We start from the raw sequence: 21,534 nt of genomic DNA on the forward strand, positions 1-21,534 counted from the left end.
GAAAACTGAATGGAGAGTGGCGTGTCGACGGTAATTTATTCCTTTGCCCAACTGGAAGCGTTTACCGCCGTGGTGGAATACGGTGGCCTGGCAAAAGCGGCGATGAAGCTCGGGAAAGATCGTACGACGCTGCGCGACCTGATTGATTTTCTCGAAGATGGATTAGGGTACAGGCTGTTTGTGCGTGAAGGACGCACGCTGCGTCTGACCCCTGAGGGCGAGCAGCTGCAGCGGCAGGCGCACCTGCTGATGCGCCAGGTGAAAGCCTTTGAGGCATTTGCCAGCGCGGTGCCGGAGCGTGCTACGCAGGACATCACGCTGGTTTACGATCCCTTTACCTCGAGGCCATTTTTGCAGGCGCTGATTGGCGAGATGGCGAAGCGACATTTACGTCTGAGCCTGGTCAGCGCCTCCCGGGATGAGGCTGAAGCGATGCTGGCCAGCGGGCAGGCGGATCTGGGCATTTGCCAGGCACGTAATCGCAGTGTGGGTAATGAAATGGAGTGGCGGGCGCTCGGGGCGATCGATATGGATTTCTACGCCTGCAACACGCTGTTCGCCGAAGCCACGCAGCCGCTGTCGCTGCTTGAGTTGTCGCTGGTGCCGCAGGTGATTATGCACGCCGCCTCGGATGAGCCGGTGGCGCGTCGTCTGCAGATTTCGGGGCACACCCTTTTTACCAACGAGCTGGAGATGTTGCGGGGCCTGCTGGAGCAGGGATGCGGCTGGGGGTTTTTACCGACGCATTTCCAGCCGACCGGGTGGAAAAAGGTAAAAAGGCTGCACACCGAAGTGGGCAGCCAGGGGATAAGTCAGACGATGGTGACCATCTGGAAGCCGGGAAGCGACAAGCGAGAGAAGATCGCTGAAACGCTGTCGCTGTTACCGGCGTTGTGGAAAAAATCAGCGCTGTGAACACCCATTGCACTGCTGATTCTGGATCTGCTGGAAGAAGTCGTTACCCTTGTCATCCACCAGGATAAACGCCGGGAAGTTTTCCACTTCGATTTTCCAGATGGCTTCCATACCCAGTTCAGGATAGGCCACGCACTCCAGACGCTTGATGCTGTTTTGTGCCAGTACCGCCGCCGGGCCGCCGATGCTGCCGAGGTAGAAACCGCCGTGCTTATGACAGGCATCGGTCACCTGCTGGCTACGGTTGCCTTTCGCCAGCATGATCATGCTCGCACCGTGAGACTGCAGCAGGTCGACGTACGAATCCATCCGTCCTGCCGTGGTTGGGCCGAGAGAGCCTGATGCATAGCCTTCCGGAGTCTTGGCCGGGCCTGCGTAGTAGATTGGATGGTCTTTGACGTACTGCGGCAGTTCTTCACCGTTGTCGAGCAGCTCTTTCAGCTTCGCGTGGGCAATATCGCGCGCCACGATGATGGTGCCGTTCAGCGACAGGCGGGTAGAGACCGAATGAGCAGAAAGCTGGGCCAGGATCTCTTTCATCGGCTTATTCAGATTGATGCTGACCACGTCGCCTTCGCCCTGTTGACGCAGGGATTCAGGAATATACTGGCCCGGATTGTGCTCCAGTTTTTCAATCCAGATACCGTCGCGGTTGATTTTGGCTTTGATGTTGCGGTCAGCGGAGCAGGAGACGCCCATACCAATGGGGCAGGAGGCGCCGTGGCGCGGCAGACGGATCACGCGAATATCATGGGCGAAGTATTTCCCGCCAAACTGTGCGCCCAGGCCGAGGTTCTGTGCTTCCTGAAGCAGTTCCTGTTCGAGCTGAACATCACGGAACGCCTGACCGTGTTCGTTACCTTCGGTGGGCAGCGCGTCGTAATAGCGCGTGGAAGCGAGCTTAACGGTTTTCAGCGTCGCTTCAGCCGACGTTCCCCCAATCACGAAGGCAATATGGTAAGGCGGGCAGGCCGCGGTACCCAGGGTACGCATTTTCTCAACCAGGTAGTTTTTCAGCTTCGCCGGGGTAATCAGCGCTTTGGTTTCCTGATAGAGATAGGTTTTATTCGCGGAACCGCCGCCTTTTGCCATGCACAGGAATTTATACTCGTCCCCGTCTACGCTGTAGAGATCGATCTGCGCAGGCAGGTTAGTGCCGGTATTGACCTCTTTATACATATCCAGCGCGGCATTCTGGGAATAACGCAGGTTATCTTCGATGTAGGTGTTATAGACACCCTGACTCAGCGCGGCTTCGTCACCGCCACCGGTCCAGACGCGCTGGCCTTTTTTACCCATGATGATCGCCGTGCCGGTATCCTGGCAGGTGGGCAGCACGCCTTTGGCCGCGATTTCAGAGTTGCGCAGGAACTGCAGGGCAACGTATTTATCATTTTCGCTGGCTTGTGGGTCGTTAAGAATAGCGGCAACCTGTTTCTGATGCGAAGGGCGCAGCATAAAGGCGGCGTCGTGGAAGGCCTGCTGTGCCAGCAGCGTCAGCGCTTCGGGTTCCACTTTCAGGATCTCCTGACCCTCAAATTCGGCAACAGAGACGTGTTCTTTGGTCAGCAGATAGTATTCGGTATCGTCGTGTGCGAGAGGGAAGGGGTTCTGGTAGTAAAACGGTTTGTTTGACATAGCGTATTGCTCCAAAAAAATAAAACCGCCGGAGAGGTAGCCCGGCGGTCAGGGATCAGAACATCATGGACATCCATGGATAACCAATCAGCAGCAGGGCCGCCAGGAAGATGGCACCAAAGATGGTGCCGAGGCGCCAGTAGTCTTTGGTTGGCAGGTAGCCGCTACCGTAGTAGATAGGGCTAGGGCCGGTACCGTAAGGGGTGATAATCCCCATGACACCCAGGGAGGTCACCATCAGCAGGACGAACACCTCCATATTCATGCCCGGAATGGTAGAGGCGATGGTCAGCATCGCTGGCAGCAGCGCCGTGGTGTGTGCGGTGGTGCTGGCAAACAGGTAGTGCAGCAGGTAGAACGCCAGCAGCAGTACGATGGTGGCAACACCCGGCGAGATACCGCTCATCAGCAGACCGCCTTCTTTACCCAGCCAGCTAATGAAGCCCGTGGAGGAGAGGCCATCCGCCAGTGCAACCAGGGTGGCGAACCAGACGAAGGTGTTCCAGGCGGCTTTATTCCCGGTGATATCGTTCCACTCCAGCACCCCGGTCCACAGCATCAGACCCACGATTAACAATGCAGCCATCGCCGGTTCAATCCACGCGGCGGCGAAGATCCACATCAGCAGCGCACAGCAGACGAAAATCAGCAGCAGGATTTCGTTACGGGACAGTTTGCCCAGTTTTTCCAGTTCACGGGTCGCCCACAGTGGCACTTCGTTGTTCACTTTAACTTCAGGCGGGTAGAACCAGTAGGCCAGCAGCGGCATGGTCAGAATCAGCAGCACGCCCAGCGGCAGGAATGCGATAAACCAGGTGCCCCAGGAGATGTCGATCCCCACGGTGCTTTTCACCAGCGCCAGCGCCAGCAGGTTCGGTGCGAGGGCAGACAGGAACATTGAGCTGGTAATACAGGCCGCGGTGATCGCCACCCACATCAGGTAAGAACCAATTTTACGCGCGCTTGGATCGTTCGGTTTCGAACCATACAGCGGCGGCAGGTTAGCGATAATCGGATAGATGGTCCCGCCGCTACGCGCGGTGTTGGAAGGTGTAAACGGTGCCAGCAGCAGGTCCGCGAAGGTGATAGCGTAACCGAGCGTCAGGCTGCGACGACCCAGATATTTCACCAGAATCAGCGCCAGACGGCGGCCGAAGCGGGTTTTGTCATAGCCTGCGGCAAACATGAAGGCACCGAAAATCAGCCATACGGTAGAGTTACCAAAACCGCTCACGGCCCATTTAAAGGAGGCACCCGCCAGTTTGAATTTCGGGTCGGCCAATTGTTCCGGGCTGAACAACACCCACTGGCTGCAGAGCGCAATCGCCACGACGCCGGTCAGGCCAATGACCGCGCCTGGCAGCGGTTCGAAGATCAAACCGACAATCACGCCGACAAAGATAGCGAAGTAGTGCCACGCGTAAGGAGGAAGCCCTTCCGGGACCGGAACAAACAGTAACAGCACGGCAACGACAACGGGCAATGCCATCATTAGCAGACGTTTTGCCTTTCCGTTGGATGCGTGACTCGCCACAGGGGGCGTTACAGCAGTTTTTGTATTCATAGTTTCGCGTCTTAAGTTGTCAGGAATTCGGTTATGCGCTGAAATATTCATTTGCTTTCTTTAGTTTGTTTTTATTTTATTTAGTTACTAAAGGTGCGCATTTGCTATTTCAGTAATAGCGATTTAACGCATTTTTGATGCGCTAAATTAAAAATTAATGATATTTATATATTGCGCCTTTGACTGTCTCGATGCTTGATCGCGATCAAAAAAATAGAGTTGCGGTGGTGTTTTTGTTCAGTTGATAATAACCACTCTGGCGTATGTGGGTATTATTTATTTTGATATGGATTTTACTCAATGTTGTTAACATTTCAAATAACCATTTTCATATAACTCTTTGTTTTTAATGGTTTTCTTTTGTCTCTTGGGATCGTGAAAAGGTCATTGATACGTTAACGGTGTTTAAAGGATTGTGAATGGAGTAATTAATATTGCTAACACCAATGTGTTATTAATGTTATTGAAGGGATTAAATAGTTTTTTAACTAACGTAATAGCTTTAGAAACTAAAAAAATCATTATATTAGTATTATGACATCGGAATAAAAAATCGAAATAAAACTGAGCCCGATAACGAATTCTTAATTTTAAAGTTTGGAGTTTCTATTATGAGCACTAACGAACGTATTCTAAGCCCCTTCACATTACCGAATGGTACCGAACTGAAAAACCGTTTGTTAATGGCCCCTATGACGACCTGTACCGGTTATTACGACGGTACGGTGACCAGCGAGCTGGTTGAGTACTATCGCGCCCGCTCAGGCAGTATTGGTACCATTATTGTTGAGTGCTGCTTTGTTGACGATCTCGGTCTCGCCTTCCCGGGTGCGATTGGCATTGATAACGACGAGAAAATCGCCGGGCTGGCGAAGATCGCTGAGGCGATTAAGTCCAAAGGATCTAAAGCGCTGCTGCAGATCTACCACGGCGGCCGCATGGTTGATCCGAAACTGATCGGTGGCCGCACGCCGGTGGGGCCAAGTGCCGTTGCCGCGCCACGTGACGGCGCCGCCACGCCGGTTGCCCTGACGGGGGAAGAAGTCGAAGGGATGATCGGTAAGTTCGGTGAAGCAGTACGCCGTGCGATTCAGGCGGGTTTCGATGGCGTTGAAATCCATGGGGCCAACACCTATTTGATTCAGCAGTTCTACTCTCCAAACTCTAACCAGCGTGACGACGAGTGGGGTGGCAGCCGCGATAACCGCGCGAAATTCCCGCTGGCCGTGCTCGACATCACCCATAAAATGGTGCGCCAGTACGCCGATGACGCCTTTATCATCGGCTATCGCTTCTCCCCTGAAGAGCTGGAAGAGCCGGGCATCCGCTTTGAAGACACCATGTACCTGCTGGAAAAGCTGGCCGCGCGCGGTGTGGATTATCTGCACTTCTCCGTTGGCGCAACCCTGCGTCCTTCTATTGTCGACACGCAGGATCCGACCCCGCTTATCGAAAAATACCGCGCAATGCGTTCTGACACGCTGGCGCAGGTGCCGGTCATGGGCGTCGGTGGCGTGGTCAATGCCGCGGATGCGAACGAGGCGCTGGAACATGGCTACGATCTTATCGCCGTAGGCCGCGCCACCATCGCCTACCCGGACTGGACAGACCGCATCGCGGCGGGAGAAACGCTGGAACTGTTTATGGACAGCACCCGACGCGAAGCGCTAAGCATCCCTGAGCCGCTGTGGCGTTTCTCGCTGGTGGAGGCGATGATCCGCGATATGAGCATGGGTGAATCGAAATTTAAACCGGGCATGTTTATTGAGAATGTTCGGGACGATAGCAACGAACTGGTGATTAACGTCAGCCTGGAGACCGACCGCATCGCCGACATTGAACTGGCTTCTGGCCCGACCCAGGACGTTGAGTTTGTCACCAGCTTCGAAGAGATCCGCACCCGTATTCTGGATGCAAACACCCCGCACGTGGATGCCATTACCGGTGCAACCAGCCAGAGTGAAGCGGTCAAAAAAGCGGTGTCCAAAGCCATGCTGAAATCCAGCAAAGCGCTGGCAGCCGAAGAGGGTGTCGACCCGAACGAGACCCGAAGCGTTGACGTTGTGGTGGTCGGTAGCGGTGGCGCGGGTCTGGCCGCAGCAATCCAGGCGCATGACGAAGGCGCAAGCGTGCTGATTGTTGAGAAAATGCCCTCCATCGGCGGTAACACCATTAAAGCGTCTGCGGGGATGAACGCCGCGGAAACACGCTTCCAGCGGGTGAAAGGGATTCAGGACAGCAAAGAGCTGTTCTATCAGGAAAGCCTGAAAGGCGGTAAAAACAAGAACAACCCGGCACTGCTGCGCCGCTTTGTTGAAAATGCCCCACAGGCGATCGAGTGGCTGGCAACCCGCGGCATTATGCTCAACGACATCACCACCACCGGCGGGATGAGCATCGACCGTACTCACCGTCCAAAAGACGGTTCTGCGGTGGGCGGCTATCTGATTAGCGGCCTGGTGCGTAACGTCAACAAACGCAACATCGAGGTCATGCTCGATACGTCGGTCAGCGACATTCTCTTCGAGAATGGCGAAGTCACCGGCGTACGTCTGACCACGGAAGAAAACGAAACCCTTACCGTTGCAACCAAAAGCGTCATTGTGGCTACCGGTGGTTTCAGCGCCAATAGCCAGATGGTGGTTAAGTACCGTCCTGACCTGGAAGGTTTCGTGACCACCAACCACAAAGGGGCGACAGGGGGCGGTATCGCGCTGCTGGAGCGTATTGGCGCCGGTACGGTCGATATGGGTGAAATCCAGATCCACCCAACCGTTGAGCAGAAAACCTCGTACCTGATTTCCGAATCCATCCGCGGTGGCGGGGCGATTCTGGTGAACCAACAGGGGAACCGTTTCTTCAACGAGATGGAAACCCGCGATAAAGTCTCTGCACAAATTATCGCCCTGCCGGAGAAATACGCTTACATCGTCTTTGATGAGCATGTCCGCGCCAAAAACAAAGCGGCAGATGAGTACATCGCCAAAGGGTTTGTCACCAGCGCCAGCTCACCTAAAGCGCTGGCTGAAGCCCTGGGTATGGATTACCACGCTTTCCTGGCGACCCTGGAGCGTTACAACGGCTTTGTTGAAAAACAGCACGATGACGATTTTGGCCGTACGACCGCGCTGCGTGCACCAATCAACGAAGGGCCATTTTATGCCATTCAGATTGCGCCGGGTGTGCACCACACCATGGGCGGTGTGACCATTAACACCGAAACCTGCGTACTGGACAGCAACCACAACGTGCTGCCAGGGGCATTTGCGGCCGGTGAAGTGGTCGGTGGTATCCACGGTGGTAACCGCATCGGGGGTAACGCGGTGGCAGATATCATTATTTTTGGTACGCTTGCCGGACATCAGGCGGCGATGCGCGCGAAAAGGGCGTAAGTCAGCCGTAAGGGTATGCCGGATACGCCCCGTGTATCCGGCATTTCAACCAGGGAGCTTGCACCATGTCTTCTGACCACCGCGTCTACAGTTACTCCGCCGTTCTGATGGGATCGCCCATTCTCCTGAAGCTTTTCTCTCATGATGAAGCCCTCGCTTCTCGCGTTTTTAGACTGATTAAACAGTATGAAGACCTGCTGACCGTCAACCGTGCCAGCTCGCAGGTGATGGATATCAACCATGCTGCCGGTCAGCATCCTGTCACCGTCAGTCGCCCGGTTTTTGAGCTTATCCGCTGTGCGAAAGCGGCAAGCCAGCTCAAGGACAGCGCATTTAACCTGGCCATCGGCCCGCTGGTGAAAAGCTGGAAAATCGGTTTTCGGGGAGATAGCGTTCCGCCTGCCGATGAAATCGCGTCGTTGCTCGCCATTACCCATCCTGAGGATGTGGTCCTTGATGAGGCCAGCAGCAGCGTGTTCCTGACCCGGGCGGGCATGGAGATTGATCTGGGGGCCATCGCCAAAGGCTATATCGCCGACAGAGTGCGCGATTACCTGCGTAAAGAGGGCGCTCAACTGGGGCTTATTAATCTTGGCGGTAATATCCAGACGCTGGGTTCACCGGAGGGGGGCTGGAGCGTGGGGCTCAAAAAACCGTTCGCCGGGGAGGCGCTGATCGGTACGATGACCGTAGAGAACATGTCGGTGGTGACATCGGGTACCTACGAACGCTTTTTTGAGCAAAATGGCAGGCGTTATCACCACATACTTGACCCGCGTACCGGCTATCCGCTGGATAACGAACTGGACAGCGTCACCATCATTTCGAAAAACTCCATTGACGGTGATATCTGGACCACGCTGATGTACGGCATGGGCGTCAGTAAAGGCTGTTCAGCGCTGCGTGCACGACCCGACATTGAAGCAATCTTCGTGACCAAAACAAAAGAAGTGGTGCTCTCTTCAGCGCACCACTTCCATTTTACCTTGCTGGATAACAGCTACCGCGTTACTGACAGTACTGCTTGAGCAGTGCCGTCTGCTCGGGCTGCAGGCGATAGCGATACACCGGCCGCCCGGTGGCACCGTAGTGAATGCTGGTGAACAGGATGTTGATTTGCGCCAGCCAGATCAGGTATTTGCGACAGGACACGCGCGAGATATTAACCGCGTTTGCCAGATCATCGGTGGAAAACTCCGTCTCCGGGTGCGCATCAATCCATTGACAAATCGTACGCAGCGTTTGCGGCGTTAACCCTTTCGGCAGTTTTTTACTGTCCGCCAGTTCCGGCGCACCGCCGTGGATCAATCTGTCGACGTCGGCCTGCTCATAGTACTGATGCGATCCCATCAGGCTGTGCTTTGCCTTCCAGCCGTTCAGCGCCTCTTCAAAACGCGGGAACTGGAACGGTTTAATCAGATAATCCACCACACCGTAATGGATGGAGGTCTGGATGGTGGCGGCATCGGCGGCGGAGGAGATCATAATGACATCAATCGGCCGGCCTGAGGCACGGATGACGGGAAGGAGATCCAGCCCGTTATCCTGCTGCATATAGACATCCAGCAGCACCAGATCGACAGGCTGGCTGGGGTCGTTAATGATGGCCCTGGCCTGGTTGAGCGTGGAGGCGACGCCACAGCAGCTAAAGCCTTCAACACGGTTGACATACAGACGGTTGAGGTCGGCCACCATGGCGTCATCATCGACAATTAACACATTTATCACGCGATATTCCTCTCGCTATCCCAGGGGATGTGAACAAAAAATTGGGTAAATACGCCAGGCTCAGACTCGACGGTAATGTCTCCGCCCAGGTTCTGGATCTGCTGACGAGCAAGGAACAGCCCAACGCCGCGATTTTCGCCTTTGGTTGAGAAGCCCTTTGTAAAAACAGCCTCGAGCTGAGCCGGATCAATACCGGGGCCATCGTCGCTGACTTCGCAACTGAGCCAGCCATTCTGATAATGTAGCAGCAGGCCAATTTCGCCTTCCTGCTGTCCTTCCATCGCGTCGAGCGCGTTTTCAATGAGGTTACCCAGCACGGTAATCAGCACCGCAACCTGCTCTTCGTTGGCGGTATCCGGTATCTGGCACTCATCGGCCAGCGTCAGGGCGATCCCTGCTTCCTTAGCCCGGTTGATTTTACCCAGCAGGAACCCGGCTATCACCGGAGATTTAACTTTGCTCTGAATGGTACCAATATCGGTCTGATAATTATGCGCCGTCTGGATAATGTACTCTTCAAGTTTGTCGTAGCGCTTCATATGCAGCAGCCCGAGGATCACGTGCAGTTTGTTCATAAACTCGTGCGTATGGGAGCGCAGGGCATCGACATAATTAACCATGCCATCGATACGCTGCATCAGCTGGCTGATTTCCGTTTTATCGCGAAAAGTGGTGATGGCACCAATAACCCGCTCCTGGCTTTTAACAGGCACCATGTTGCACAGCAAGAGTCGCCCGTTGCAGCTGATCTCCTGATCCTTGCGCGCAATGCCACTCTTCGAGACTTCCCGCAGGCTTGCCAGCAGGGGAGCACTGGCATTTTCGGTCTGTTTGCCGGAAGGCAGAAGCAATATTTCTCTGGCGGTGTGGTTAATCATCGTCACCCGACCCTGAATATCCACGGCCAGTACCCCTTCGCGAAGCGACTGCAGCATCGCCTGCCGCTGTTCGAACAGCGCAGAGATCTCATACGGCTCAAGGCCGAACAGGATACGTTTGAGCACGCGAACCAGGCCCCAGATGGCCAGCGAGCTCATCAATATACTGAATAATATGGTCCAGACGGCGTTAAGCCGCCCGCGGGCAATCTGATCTTCCACTTTTTTTAGGGAGATACCGACCACCACCACGCCGATCTGCTCGTGCTGGCTATCAAAGACGGGGGTGAAGACGCGAAGCGCTTCGGCGAGGGCACCCCGGTTAACGGCGACATGCTCCTTTCCTTCCAGCGCGGGCGTCAGGTCATCGCCGATAAAGTGCAGACCTAGCAGGGCTTCGTTCGGGTGCGAGTAACGAATACCGCGCATGTCGGTGACGACGGTGAAGAGCAGGTCGTTGCGCCTGGTGACCGCCTGGGCGATGGGCTGAATAATATCCGCCTGGGGAGCCTGCATCAGACCGCGTTGAATTTCGGGACTGTCGGCCAGCGTTCGCGCGATACCAAGGGCCGTATCCTTAACATCATCGCGGGTGGCGCGGGTGATTTGGACGGAATAGAGCGCAAATACCATCAGCAGCACAGAACCGATAATCGCGCACACCATTAACGTGACCAGGGTGTTCAGTTTCATGGGGCGCTTGCGCGTAAGGGGGAAGGGCTGCAAATCGCTCATCAAAACTCCGCGATGATTAAGAAAGGGGTAATTATCGCCGATGACGCGCGTTTCTTAAAGCCATGTAAAGGCATGGATTCGGTCCTCTTTTCGTGACCCTCCTCGCAGGTCACCTGTCTAAAACACTTTATAGTGTAGGGGTACTCATAATAAGGAGGTTGTTTATGAGCATTACGCTTACCGGTTCGGTCAAGGAAAGACGGCACGCCAGCACGATGAATATCGATAGATTGTCCACGCTGGACATGCTGAAAGTCATTCACCAGGATGATGCCCTCATCTCCGCTGCAATAACCCCATGTTTAACAACGATCGCCCGCGTGGTGGATAACGCCGCTGCGACCCTGAGTCACGGTGGTCGTCTGGTCATTGTTGGCGCCGGCCCGTCAGGCCGTGTCGCGCAGCAGGCAGCCGATGAGTATGCCCCGGGAAAAACGCCTGTGATCGCCATAACGGCGGGAGAGGAGGCGGGCAGCTACGAGCGCGGTGTCGCCGACCTGCAGGCCATCAAATTTGGTGAACAGGATATGATGCTGGCGGTCACTGTCAGCGGAAAAACACCGTGGGTCTGGGGCGCGATGCGCCATGCGTGGTCGTTGGGTTCCCCGGTCGCGGCTATTACGGATGACGCGCAAAGTGAAGCCGCGCAGCTGGCAAGCATGGTGATTGCCCCGGAGCTTGGCGCGGACGCGATCGCGGGTTATATCAATACCAAAGCCGGGATCGCACAAAAAATGATCCTGACCATGATAACCACCGGCCTGGCGGTTCGAACCGGACGCGTGTTCAGCAACCTGCGCGTGGATCTGGACGCCAGCAACACCAAATGGTCTGAACGGCAAATTGCCATCGTCATGGAAGCGGGGGGATGCACCCGGTCAGCGGCGAAAGCCGCGCTGGAGAGCTGCAACTATAACTGCAAAACAGCGGTGCTGATGGTGCTGACAGGGCTGGATGCCTGGAAGGCGCATGAACTGCTGGCGCAGAATAACGGCTATATTCGTCTGGCACTGCAGGAAGCACCATAACATTTCTCTGTTGAATAAAAAAAAGCCCGCGATGCGGGCTTTTTTTATACTAGGAAGTTAGAACTGGTACGTCATACCTACGCCAACGATGTCATCTGTAGAGATGCCGTTTGCTTCGTAGAAGCTTTCGTCGTTGTCCAGCATGTTGATTTTGTAATCAACATAGGTGGAGAAGTTTTTGTTAAAGCTGTAGGTCATACCGACGTCGATATAGTTAACCAGATCCATGTCGCCATGCTGGCCCTGTGGGTTACCCGCATTGCCAGGATAAGTCATGTCCTTGCCTTTGGAGTAAACCCATGCCAGGGACGGACGCAGGCCGAAGTCGAACTGGTATTGTGCCACGGCTTCAAAGTTCTGCGTCTCATCCGCAATCCCGGTATCGCCATATGGCGTCATATTACGGGTTTGCGCATACATCATCGCCAGATAAACGCTGTTGGCATCATATTTCGCGCCAACGGTCCACACTTCCGCAGTCTTACCGCCGGCGAAACGTGCGCTGTCTTGTATACCCTTCGCTTCCTGCTCATTGGTACGGTCAGAAGAGGAGTAGGCCGCGCCTAAGGTCAGGCCAGACAGATCGCCGGAGAAATCATAGCTAGTGGACATACCGAAGCCATCACCGTTCTGGAAACGCACGTCGTTATGACCGTTCTTGGTCCCTTCCTGATCTTCTGTTGCGTCCTGACCTTCGTTTGCCCCCTGATACTGCAGCGCAAAATTCAGACCCTCAACCAGGCCGAAGAAATCGGCATTACGGTAGGTCGCCACACCGTTTGCACGGCCGACCATGAAGTTGTCGGTCCAGGTATAAGAATCGCCCCCAAATACGGGCAGCATATCGGTCCAGGCTTCAACATCATACACGACGCCGTAATTACGACCGTAATCGAATGAACCGTACTCGCCATATTTCAGGCCAGCGTACGCCAGACGGTTAAATGAAGTATCACCGGCGTCTTCGGTATTATTGGCGTAGGTTTTATATTCCCACTGGCCATAACCAATAACATCGTTAGTGATTTGTGTTTCGCCTTTGAAACCAATTTGTACATAGGTTTCATCGCCATCATCCCCAGGGTGATCAGAGAAGGTATGACGCGCATCGATCTTACCGTACAGATCAACTTTATTGCCGTTTTTGTTATACATTTCAGCTGCATGTGCTGCGCCAGCCATTAATAATGCGGGTGCGAGAATTGCCAGAACTTTTCTTTTCATTATATATTCCCTTTAAAGATAATTAATATGAATATATGTAATCACTCTCTGTCATTACAGAATTGATACTATTCTACGCAATGTCATTTTGGTTCAAAAATAAATGTAATTAAAATCGTAGAAATATTGCAAAATATTTCTATCTGTCGCTTTATTTTTCTGGTGAATTAGAGTTTAGGATATATAGAAATAAATTATCATTAAGTATTTAGCGGCAGTATTATTTAATATCTCCAATTGATATTAAATATATTTCCTCGGGAATGCAGGGTATACGCGTCCCTGTCAGGACAGCCGTGATAGCGGCGGGGAAAGTTGCTATTGTAGCCGTTTTAACAACAGGACGTGATGATGGAACTTACGCAGTGGCAGTCTCGCTTTGAGCGTTGGCTCGATGAAAACCACGCGACCCACGACGCCGCGCACGATATTTCGCACTTTCGTCGTGTCTGGATGACGGCGCAAAAAATCATGGCGAACCAGGCGGTCGATTCACTGGTGGTACTGACCGCCTGTTATTTCCATGACATTGTCAGCCTGCCGAAAAACCATCCCCAACGCAGCCAGTCATCACGTCTGGCGGCCAGCAAGACGCTCGACATTCTGCGTCGCGATTTTCCGGATTTCTCCTCTGAACGCTATGCGGCCGTGGAGCATGCCATTGAAGCGCACAGTTTTAGCGCCGGTATCGCGCCGCACAGTCTTGAAGCCAAAATTGTTCAGGATGCTGACCGGCTGGAAGCGCTTGGTGCTATTGGTCTTGCGCGCGTCTTTGCGGTATCGGGGGCGCTGGGCGTGGCGCTCTTTAACGCTGAAGACCCGTTTGCCGATGCGCGCACTCTTAATGACCGCGCCTTTGCCCTCGACCATTTTCAGACCAAGCTGCTGCGCTTGCCTGATACAATGCACACAGACGTGGGGCGCGAACTTGCGCAACACAACGCCGATTTTCTCATCCAGTTTATGGCGAAATTAAGTGCCGAATTACAGGGCGACTGCCTGGGGCTGGATAGCCAGGTGCTGAGCCGCTTCCGTCGCAGTTTGAGCGAGTGAACTGTGGTAATCTGTTTCCAGTCTTTATTCTCCGGTTAAAAGAATGCAGGAAAATCGATCAGTGAGTGAGCCCGCGCCAGAGCAGGCTGAGAAATCAACGGCAACGGTGCAGGCTTTATTGCGCCAGCTGCTGGATATCTATGATGCTAAAACGCTGGCGAATCAGCTGGTGGCGCACGGTGAAAGCCACTGGAGCCCGGCAATCCTGAAGAGACTGCTGACCAGCGAGCGGGCAGGGCAGCGTCTGAGTGAGGGCGAGTTTCGTTATCTGCAAAACCTGCTTCCGCGTCCTTCAGCCGCGCACCCGAACTATGCCTTCCGTTTTATCGATCTGTTTGCCGGCATTGGCGGCATTCGACACGGGTTTGAGGCCATTGGCGGGCAGTGTGTGTTTACCAGCGAGTGGAACAAACATGCGGTCCGTACCTACAAAGCCAACTGGTACTGCGATCCCCATGAACACCGTTTCAACGCCGATATCCGTGATGTTACGCTGAGCCACAAAAGTGGCGTGAGTGATGAAGAGGCGGCTGAGCACATTCGCCAGTCAATTCCGGCCCATGATGTCCTGCTGGCGGGCTTCCCGTGCCAGCCTTTCTCGCTGGCCGGCGTGTCGAAAAAGAATGCCCTCGGACGCGCCCACGGTTTTGCCTGCGATACGCAAGGCACGCTGTTCTTTGATGTTGTCCGCATTATCGACGCCCGTCGTCCGGCGATTTTCGTGCTGGAGAACGTCAAGAATCTCAAGAGCCATGACGGCGGAAAGACCTTCCGCATTATCATGCAAACGCTTGATGAGCTGGGGTATGACGTAGCGGACGCTCAGCATATGGGCGCGGATGACCCGAAAATCATCGACGGTAAACATTTCCTGCCGCAGCACCGCGAACGCATTGTGCTGGTTGGTTTTCGCCGCGACCTCAACCTGAAGGGGGATTTTACCCTGCGGGATATTCCCTCTTTATATCCTGCGCGTCGCCCAACCGTGGCCGACCTGCTGGAGCCTGTTGTCGACGCGAAATTTATCCTCACCCCGGTGCTGTGGAAATACCTTTACCGCTATGCGAAAAAACACCAGGCCAAAGGCAACGGTTTTGGCTTCGGGATGGTTAATCCGAACGATCCGCACTGTGTGACGCGCACGTTGTCCGCTCGCTACTATAAAGATGGCGCAGAGATCCTGATCGACCGGGGCTGGGATAAAGCGCTGGGGGAGAAAGATTTTGACGATCCCGATAACCAGCGTCACCGTCCGCGCCGCTTAACGCCGCGTGAATGCGCTCGGCTGATGGGGTTTGAGACCCCGCAGGGGTACACCTTCCGCATTCCGGTGTCGGACACCCAGGCTTATCGACAGTTTGGTAACTCGGTGGTCGTTCCCGCGTTTGCGGCGGTGGCAAAACTGCTGGCCTCCCGCATCAGACAGGCCGTGGCGTTACGTGAGAGTGAGGCCGTCAATGACGGATGTTCACGATAAGGCGACGCGCAGTAAAAACATGCGTGCCATCGGCACGCGTGATACCGCCATTGAAAAGCGGCTAGCCGGGCTGCTGACCGAGGCGGGGTTTGATTTCCGCGTGCAGGATGCCGCGCTTGCGGGCCGTCCGGATTTCGTTATCGATGCGTATCAATGCATCATCTTTACCCACGGTTGTTTCTGGCATCACCACGACTGCTACCTGTTTAAGGTTCCCGCGACGCGTACGGATTTCTGGCTGGAGAAGATTGGCAAGAACGTCGCGCGGGACAACCGTGACCTTAGCACGCTTCTCGCGCAGGGCTGGCGGGTGTTGATTGTCTGGGAGTGCGCGCTGCGCGGCAGATTAAGACGTACCGATGCCGACCTGACAGAACGGCTGGAAGAGTGGATCTGCGGCGACGGGCAGGCCGCGCAGATCGACACCCAGGGTATTCACCCGCTTACGGTTTCTCCACCTCACACGGCGTAACAACCGGCTTCGCAGGAAGCAGATATTTCCCCAGCGTTACCAGCACAACGGCAAAGACAATCACGCCCAGCGCCAGCCATTCCACGGGAGATAACGTTTCGCCCGCAAAGCTGGTGCCCAGCAGTACGGCAACCACCGGGTTCACGTAAGCGTAGCTGGTCGCGATCGCCGGCGAGACATTGCGGATCAAGAACATATAGGCGTTAATGGCGATGACAGAGCCAAATAGAGCCAGGTAACCCACGGCCAGGAAGCCCGAAAGGTCCGGCATGGCTGTCAGTTTTTCGCCCGTCAGCGTTGAGGCAATCAGCAGCACAATTCCCGCCGCGAGCATCTCAATCGCGCCCGCCATCATGCCGGTCGGTAGCTCAATTCGTGAACCGTATACCGACCCAAATGCCCAGCTCATGGAGCCGATCAGGATAATTACTGCGCCCCACGGATTTCCGCTCAGGTTACCGCCGCTGTTGAGCAGGATGATCCCGGCAAGCCCGATCCCAATCCCTACCCATTCGAGCTTGCGGGTGCGGATGCCGAAAAGACGGCTAAAGCACAGGGTAAACAGCGGGACGGTCGCGACCACGACGGCGGCAATTCCGGACGGCACGTTCTGGTGCTCGGCGACCGTCACAAACCCATTCCCTATGGCCAGCAGCAGCAGGCCAATCAGAGCGGCATTGAGCATCGGGCGAAGCGGAGGCAGCTTATGGCCCCGTAACAGCAGAAAGGCCATCAGTAACACGCCCGCCGAGAGAAAGCGTACGCCCGCCATCATGAGCGGCGGCCAGCTCTCCACGCCGATACGAATGACAAAGTAGGTGGAACCCCAGATGATATACAGCGAAAAAAGTGCCCCAATGAGCGGTAGCAGTTGCCGGAAACGCATAATCCCTCGCGACAAAATGAAAAGGTCGCTGACAGTAAACGCCAAAACTATCGGCCTGGCGAGCGCTTTAATTGTGTAGTTGATGTGAATTTTTTGTTGACGCGAGGTGCCTGTTTCCGGGTTTACACTTTTGCTCCATACTATTCACTTAATTACCAAAAAAAGAAGGAATGAGATTTTGGCAGGAAGTAGCTTATTAACATTACTGGATGATATTGCCACCTTACTGGATGACATTTCGGTGATGGGGAAACTGGCGGCGAAGAAAACCGCCGGGGTTCTGGGAGACGATTTATCGCTCAACGCCCAGCAGGTGAGTGGCGTTCGGGCCAACCGTGAATTACCGGTGGTATGGGGCGTAGCGAAAGGCTCATTCCTGAATAAGGTGATCCTGGTGCCGCTTGCGCTGCTGATCAGCGCGTTTATCCCATGGGCGATCACGCCGCTGCTGATGATTGGCGGCGCATTTTTATGCTTCGAAGGCGCTGAGAAGATCCTGCACTCGTTCGCCGCACGTAAGAACAGCGACACGCCGGAAATGCGCCAGCAGCGTCTTGAGGCGCTGGCCGCGCAGGATCCTAAAACCTTCGAGCGTGATAAGGTGAAAGGTGCCATTCGTACCGACTTTATTCTGTCGGCGGAGATCGTGGCCATTACGTTAGGTATTGTCTCTGAAGCACCGCTTCTGAACCAGGTCCTGATCCTCTCCGGGATCGCCATTCTGGTCACGGTGGGGGTGTACGGGCTGGTGGGGCTTATCGTTAAGCTGGATGATATCGGCTACTGGCTGGAAGAAAAATCGAGCGCTATCGCCAAAGGTATCGGTAAAAGCCTGCTGGTGACCGCGCCCTGGCTGATGAAGAGCCTGTCAGTGGTTGGCACGCTGGCGATGTTCCTTGTCGGAGGCGGTATTGTGGTTCACGGTATCGCGCCGCTGCATCATGCTATTGAACATTTCGCCTCGGCGCAGGTCAGCATAGTGGCGGCAATTCTGCCCACGCTGCTTAATCTTGTGCTGGGCTTTATCATTGGCATTATCGTGGTTGGGGCCGTAAAACTGGTCGAAAAAATCCGCGGAACGTCGCACTAATTGTTACCTGTTGCGGGGTGCAAAAAGATCATTCCTCGTCTAAATTGAAAACGTTTCACCCTGATACAGGAGGCAGGTATGGTCTTTTTGGTCAGTGATGAAGTTAAGCCTAAGAAGGGCGGCCCACGTATGATTGTCACCGGGTATTCCAGCGGTATGGTGGAATGCCGGTGGCACGACGGTTATAGCATCAAGCGGGAAGCGTTCCGTGAAGATGAGCTTCAACCGGGAGACGGGCAGCGCAAGCGAGACAAGGCTTAATGACATAACGCCCGGCTTTGCCGGGCGTTTTTACCTTCCGTATCCGGCGTCGGGCAGTAATCAGGGAGTGTGTGTGCAGCGCGAGACCTTTGTTGTAAGACGATCTTTTCTGCAATGGCTGCATATGCGTAGCAATCCGGGGTTGATTGTTAATCTCTGTTTTCTCATCGTACTGATATTTTCCACGCTCCTGACCTGGCGAGAGGTGGTGGTACTGGAAGATGCGTATATCTCCAGCCAGCGTAATCATCTGGAAACGGTAGCCACTTCGCTGGACCGGCAGTTACAGTACAGCGTGGATAAAATGCTTTTTTTCCGCAAAAGCATGCGTGATGCCATCCAGACGCCGCTGGCCTTTGATGTCCTGTATGAAGCGATTTCACGCTTTAACGCCTTTCGCACGCGCCCCAGCTGGCAGCTCGCCGTTGATAAAAAACGCACTCTCCCCATCAACGGCGTGTCGGATGCGTTCGTCGAAAAAACCACGCTGTTGAATCGTGATCCTGAGCGTATCAGCAATGAAATTTCTGCCGCCCTCGAAGTGGGGTATTTACTCCGACTGGCGTCCTCGGTGGGGCAAAGTGAAGAGCGGGTTATCTATGCGTCACGCGCCGGGTTTTACCTTGCGACGGACACGCCTGAACAGACGAGTGATATTAGCCAGCGCTATTACTATCTGGTTACCCAGCCGTGGTTTACCCAGCAGTCTGAACGTAACAATCGCGCTCGCGCGGTGCGCTGGTTTATCTCCAGCCCGTCGCCCTGGACCGGTGGTGAACGGATGATCACGGCCAGCGTACCGATCTATTTTGACCATTACTGGTATGGCGTTGTGGCGATGGATTTCTCATTGAAGACCATGAAACATCTGCTGGAAGAGGCAACGCAAGAGCGTACAGAGGGGGAATATCAGCTGTACGACACCCGGCTGAATATGATTGCCACGTCAGAAGAGACCGGCAGCCTGGTGAACCGGTTTGACGAACGCGAAACGGCGCAGATAGCGCACGCGATTGAGAACGATACCGGCGGGGGGATCCGCCTCGGAAGCCGCTTTATCAGCTGGGAGCGGCTCGATCACTTCGATGGTGTGATTTTACGCGTTCATACCCTGCATGAAGGCGTGAAGGGGGACTTCGGCAGTATCAGTATCGTGCTGGCGCTGCTCTGGGCACTCTTCACCGCCATGCTTCTTATCTCGTGGCTGGTTATCCGTCGGATGGTCAGCAATATGTATACGCTTCAGCACTCTTTGCAGTGGCAGGCCTGGCACGATCCGCTCACCCGCCTGAATAACCGTGGTGCCCTGTTTGAGCGTGCCAAAATGCTGTCGGAAAAATGTCGGCAGCAGTCGCTGCCGTTCTCGGTGATTCAAATCGATCTCGACCATTTTAAAAGCATTAACGATCGCTTTGGCCATCAGGCCGGGGACAAAGTGCTTTCCCATGCCGCAGGCCTGATTGGCAGCGCACTGCGCAAGAATGATGTTGCCGGACGCGTGGGTGGGGAAGAGTTCTGCGTGGTACTGCCCGGCAGCGGGCTTGAAGAGGCGAGGGGGATTGCGGAACGCATTCGCTCACGCATCAACAGTAAAGAGATCCTGGTGAAAAAGAGTACCACCGTGCGTATCAGTGCCTCACTGGGGGTAAGTAGCGCCCAGGAAAAGGACAATTACGATTTCGAACAGTTGCAGTCAGTGGCGGATGCCCGGTTGTATCAGGCCAAGCAGTGCGGGCGCAACCGGGTGTTCTGGCACGATCAGGATAAGAAGTGATCCAGCCCCTCCTGCCAGCCCGCGGGTCCGGGCTGTTGCGTGTGGTACACCCGGGCGGGGTTATCGTCACGTAACGTGATGCCCTGCCGGTTAATACCCTTGATCACCACGGCGTAGTCCACGCTGTCCAGCAGCGGGGCATCATTTGGACCATCGCCAAGCCCCAGAGTGACCGGCACAATGCCTTCCCGCTCACGGTACTGCTCAATCAGCCAGTCAACCGCAACGTCTTTACCGCAGCGAGCATCCAGAACATGCCAGAAGCGGGCTCCCTGCAGGCATTTCAGGCCGCACTGCGCCAGCGCCTCGTCAAATTGCGCCATTTTTTCATCGCTGTCGCGCCAGATGAGCGTGACAGAGGCTTCGTGTCGGCGCGCGAGGGTCGAGCGATAGCGCGTCAGCCCCGTCCACTCGCTGATAACCCGTTCGTCGACGTCATCAAAGGTGGTGAATTTAAAGCCCCGCTGCTGGCGAATCTGGTCGATCAGCGGGCGAATGTCGCGGTGTGTCATCCCCCTGATGTGGCGTTGACCTGTCTCCCAGCGCACGTCGGGTTGAATCACCGCGCCATTCTCAGCTATGAAGGGCAACCCCTCCAGACCCAGATCCTGCTGGATATCCAGCATTTCTGCCGCGGTCTTGCTGCTGCAGAGAATAACCGGCACCTGGTTATCCTGGAGGGTGTCCAGCCAGGGCATGGCCGGTTGCCACTCGTACGTATGAATATCGAGCAACGAGCCGTCGAGATCGGAAAAGATCAGCAGGCTATCCTGCAATGAAGGCATAACGACTCCTGATAACTGACAAACTGCCACCTAAGAATATTCCTAAAAAAATTCCTAACGCTTAAGTGAGGCAAAAGGGCATCCCGCCTGCCAAACCCGCATGCGGCGTATGTTGTCCCTCATAACTAAATTTATTATGTACCAAATATTATATTCGCCATGAGAATATATGCTTGTCATACAAAATGGTTGAGGATAGTGTTTTGTGTACATCAGATTTCCTGGTGTAACGAATTTTCAAGTGCTTCTTGCATAAGCAAGTTTTGATCCCGGCCATCCCCATGACCGGGATTTTTTTCGTCCTAACGATTTGCTTCAGACACGCTAAAATCGTGTATATCAAGCTCGAAGGCCTCCGCCAGTTCACGGTAGGTGTGATAATCCCTTCCGTTCACAATGACCCTGTCGGAATTGTCGTCTGAACGACGGACTTCTGACTCACTGATCTCATTAATGGCGGCCAGCAGGGCATCGACATCCACCTCAACCTCGCGTTTGATGGTGTCGCTGTACTCTTTGTCGGTCTTCATTACGGGGTACCTCATTTTGCCGTCTCCAACCGTAAGTATAGACTGCGCACAAAAACGCCATTCACACCGGGCAGCGATGCCAGTTAAGGCGTTTTGTTCTACAC

At 54.6% G+C, this 21,534-nt stretch carries 18 protein-coding genes; 10 read left to right on the forward strand and 8 right to left on the reverse strand.

The annotated features are described in order from the left end of the window. Positions 1 to 9: 9 nt before the first annotated feature. The gene (locus tag QLG09_RS14825; protein WP_282489023.1) at positions 10 to 915 is read left to right on the forward strand and encodes a LysR family transcriptional regulator; all 906 of its coding nucleotides are present in this window, start codon (positions 10 to 12) and stop codon (positions 913 to 915) included. On the opposite strand, the gene fumA is transcribed toward QLG09_RS14825, so the two are convergent. Together fumA and QLG09_RS14835 are read right to left on the reverse strand one after the other, a co-directional pair. After that, a complete protein-coding gene (gene fumA, locus QLG09_RS14830) occupies positions 904 to 2,553 on the reverse strand; it encodes a class I fumarate hydratase FumA (protein WP_282489024.1) in 1,650 nt (549 codons plus the stop codon). The two genes, QLG09_RS14825 and fumA, sit on opposite strands and share 12 nt — an antisense overlap. A 55-nt stretch (positions 2,554 to 2,608) precedes the next feature. Continuing rightward, positions 2,609 to 4,117, reverse strand: a complete 1,509-nt coding sequence (locus tag QLG09_RS14835; RefSeq protein WP_073396077.1) for an anion permease — start codon at positions 4,115 to 4,117, stop codon at positions 2,609 to 2,611. A gap of 611 nt (positions 4,118 to 4,728) precedes the next feature. Between QLG09_RS14835 and QLG09_RS14840 the strand changes: the two genes are divergently transcribed. Further along, a complete protein-coding gene (locus QLG09_RS14840; RefSeq protein ID WP_059306560.1) occupies positions 4,729 to 7,509 on the forward strand; it encodes a flavocytochrome c in 2,781 nt (926 codons plus the stop codon). Positions 7,510 to 7,574: 65 nt separating this feature from the next. Continuing rightward, on the forward strand, positions 7,575 to 8,537 hold the full coding sequence (locus tag QLG09_RS14845) for an FAD:protein FMN transferase (protein WP_282489025.1): 963 nt from the start codon (positions 7,575 to 7,577) through the stop codon (positions 8,535 to 8,537). Here QLG09_RS14845 and dcuR read toward each other — a convergent pair. After that, the gene (dcuR, locus tag QLG09_RS14850) at positions 8,518 to 9,237 is read right to left on the reverse strand and encodes a two-component system response regulator DcuR (RefSeq protein WP_014170753.1); all 720 of its coding nucleotides are present in this window, start codon (positions 9,235 to 9,237) and stop codon (positions 8,518 to 8,520) included. The two genes, QLG09_RS14845 and dcuR, sit on opposite strands and share 20 nt — an antisense overlap. Continuing rightward, a complete protein-coding gene (locus QLG09_RS14855) occupies positions 9,234 to 10,850 on the reverse strand; it encodes a sensor histidine kinase (protein WP_163306429.1) in 1,617 nt (538 codons plus the stop codon). The genes dcuR and QLG09_RS14855 overlap by 4 nt, the downstream gene beginning before the upstream one ends. Positions 10,851 to 11,014: 164 nt before the next feature. Between QLG09_RS14855 and QLG09_RS14860 the strand changes: the two genes are divergently transcribed. Further along, positions 11,015 to 11,878, forward strand: a complete 864-nt coding sequence (locus QLG09_RS14860; RefSeq protein WP_163306427.1) for an N-acetylmuramic acid 6-phosphate etherase — start codon at positions 11,015 to 11,017, stop codon at positions 11,876 to 11,878. Between the two features lie 57 nt (positions 11,879 to 11,935). Here the strand turns inward: QLG09_RS14860 and ompC are convergent, their stop codons facing one another. Continuing rightward, positions 11,936 to 13,102 carry a porin OmpC gene (gene ompC / locus QLG09_RS14865; protein ID WP_163306424.1) on the reverse strand — a complete coding sequence of 389 codons (1,167 nt, stop codon included), beginning with the start codon at positions 13,100 to 13,102 and terminating at the stop codon, positions 11,936 to 11,938. A 351-nt stretch (positions 13,103 to 13,453) separates the two neighbouring features. Between ompC and QLG09_RS14870 the strand changes: the two genes are divergently transcribed. The 3 genes from QLG09_RS14870 to QLG09_RS14880 all read left to right on the forward strand — a co-directional run bounded on the left by QLG09_RS14870 (position 13,454) and on the right by QLG09_RS14880 (position 16,104). Beyond that, the gene (locus QLG09_RS14870) at positions 13,454 to 14,155 is read left to right on the forward strand and encodes a phosphohydrolase (RefSeq protein ID WP_020883326.1); all 702 of its coding nucleotides are present in this window, start codon (positions 13,454 to 13,456) and stop codon (positions 14,153 to 14,155) included. Between the two features lie 61 nt (positions 14,156 to 14,216). Further along, complete coding sequence (locus tag QLG09_RS14875; protein WP_050737016.1) at positions 14,217 to 15,632, forward strand: DNA cytosine methyltransferase; 1,416 nt, start codon at positions 14,217 to 14,219, stop codon at positions 15,630 to 15,632. Then, complete coding sequence (locus QLG09_RS14880) at positions 15,613 to 16,104, forward strand: very short patch repair endonuclease (RefSeq protein ID WP_282489027.1); 492 nt, start codon at positions 15,613 to 15,615, stop codon at positions 16,102 to 16,104. Before QLG09_RS14875 ends, QLG09_RS14880 begins: the two co-directional genes overlap by 20 nt. On the opposite strand, the gene yedA is transcribed toward QLG09_RS14880, so the two are convergent. Continuing rightward, positions 16,076 to 16,990: a drug/metabolite exporter YedA gene (gene yedA / locus QLG09_RS14885; RefSeq protein ID WP_020883329.1), complete on the reverse strand. Its 915-nt coding sequence runs from the start codon at positions 16,988 to 16,990 to the stop codon at positions 16,076 to 16,078. The two genes, QLG09_RS14880 and yedA, sit on opposite strands and share 29 nt — an antisense overlap. A gap of 178 nt (positions 16,991 to 17,168) precedes the next feature. Between yedA and QLG09_RS14890 the strand changes: the two genes are divergently transcribed. From QLG09_RS14890 to dgcQ, 3 genes are all read left to right on the forward strand, one after another. Next, the gene (locus QLG09_RS14890; protein ID WP_214579434.1) at positions 17,169 to 18,080 is read left to right on the forward strand and encodes a DUF808 domain-containing protein; all 912 of its coding nucleotides are present in this window, start codon (positions 17,169 to 17,171) and stop codon (positions 18,078 to 18,080) included. A gap of 78 nt (positions 18,081 to 18,158) precedes the next feature. Next, the gene (locus tag QLG09_RS14895; RefSeq protein WP_014170745.1) at positions 18,159 to 18,341 is read left to right on the forward strand and encodes a DUF2158 domain-containing protein; all 183 of its coding nucleotides are present in this window, start codon (positions 18,159 to 18,161) and stop codon (positions 18,339 to 18,341) included. 73 nt (positions 18,342 to 18,414) lie between these two features. After that, complete coding sequence (gene dgcQ / locus QLG09_RS14900) at positions 18,415 to 20,115, forward strand: cellulose biosynthesis regulator diguanylate cyclase DgcQ (RefSeq protein WP_044867762.1); 1,701 nt, start codon at positions 18,415 to 18,417, stop codon at positions 20,113 to 20,115. Here the strand turns inward: dgcQ and QLG09_RS14905 are convergent. Continuing rightward, complete coding sequence (locus QLG09_RS14905; RefSeq protein WP_020883332.1) at positions 20,100 to 20,900, reverse strand: mannosyl-3-phosphoglycerate phosphatase-related protein; 801 nt, start codon at positions 20,898 to 20,900, stop codon at positions 20,100 to 20,102. The two genes, dgcQ and QLG09_RS14905, sit on opposite strands and share 16 nt — an antisense overlap. A gap of 302 nt (positions 20,901 to 21,202) precedes the next feature. Further along, positions 21,203 to 21,430 carry a YodD family peroxide/acid resistance protein gene (yodD, locus tag QLG09_RS14910; protein ID WP_008500310.1) on the reverse strand — a complete coding sequence of 76 codons (228 nt, stop codon included), beginning with the start codon at positions 21,428 to 21,430 and terminating at the stop codon, positions 21,203 to 21,205. Positions 21,431 to 21,534: the final 104 nt, after the last annotated feature.

Origin of the sequence: Enterobacter sp. V89_11, assembly GCF_029967775.1 — a bacterium.
In the GTDB taxonomy this organism is placed as follows: Bacteria; Pseudomonadota; Gammaproteobacteria; order Enterobacterales; family Enterobacteriaceae; genus Enterobacter; species Enterobacter ludwigii.

What these genes read in the sequence shown, in the direction of transcription:
- QLG09_RS14825 (WP_282489023.1), top strand. Translation starts at nt 10, where the DNA reads ATGGAGAGTGGCGTGTCGACGGTAATTTATTCCTTTGCCCAACTGGAA.
- fumA (WP_282489024.1), bottom strand. Translation starts at nt 2,553, where the DNA reads ATGTCAAACAAACCGTTTTACTACCAGAACCCCTTCCCTCTCGCACAC.
- QLG09_RS14835 (WP_073396077.1), bottom strand. Translation starts at nt 4,117, where the DNA reads ATGAATACAAAAACTGCTGTAACGCCCCCTGTGGCGAGTCACGCATCC.
- QLG09_RS14840 (WP_059306560.1), top strand. Translation starts at nt 4,729, where the DNA reads ATGAGCACTAACGAACGTATTCTAAGCCCCTTCACATTACCGAATGGT.
- QLG09_RS14845 (WP_282489025.1), top strand. Translation starts at nt 7,575, where the DNA reads ATGTCTTCTGACCACCGCGTCTACAGTTACTCCGCCGTTCTGATGGGA.
- QLG09_RS14855 (WP_163306429.1), bottom strand. Translation starts at nt 10,850, where the DNA reads ATGAGCGATTTGCAGCCCTTCCCCCTTACGCGCAAGCGCCCCATGAAA.
- QLG09_RS14860 (WP_163306427.1), top strand. Translation starts at nt 11,015, where the DNA reads ATGAGCATTACGCTTACCGGTTCGGTCAAGGAAAGACGGCACGCCAGC.
- ompC (WP_163306424.1), bottom strand. Translation starts at nt 13,102, where the DNA reads ATGAAAAGAAAAGTTCTGGCAATTCTCGCACCCGCATTATTAATGGCT.
- QLG09_RS14870 (WP_020883326.1), top strand. Translation starts at nt 13,454, where the DNA reads ATGGAACTTACGCAGTGGCAGTCTCGCTTTGAGCGTTGGCTCGATGAA.
- QLG09_RS14880 (WP_282489027.1), top strand. Translation starts at nt 15,613, where the DNA reads ATGACGGATGTTCACGATAAGGCGACGCGCAGTAAAAACATGCGTGCC.
- yedA (WP_020883329.1), bottom strand. Translation starts at nt 16,990, where the DNA reads ATGCGTTTCCGGCAACTGCTACCGCTCATTGGGGCACTTTTTTCGCTG.
- QLG09_RS14895 (WP_014170745.1), top strand. Translation starts at nt 18,159, where the DNA reads ATGGTCTTTTTGGTCAGTGATGAAGTTAAGCCTAAGAAGGGCGGCCCA.
- QLG09_RS14905 (WP_020883332.1), bottom strand. Translation starts at nt 20,900, where the DNA reads ATGCCTTCATTGCAGGATAGCCTGCTGATCTTTTCCGATCTCGACGGC.
- yodD (WP_008500310.1), bottom strand. Translation starts at nt 21,430, where the DNA reads ATGAAGACCGACAAAGAGTACAGCGACACCATCAAACGCGAGGTTGAG.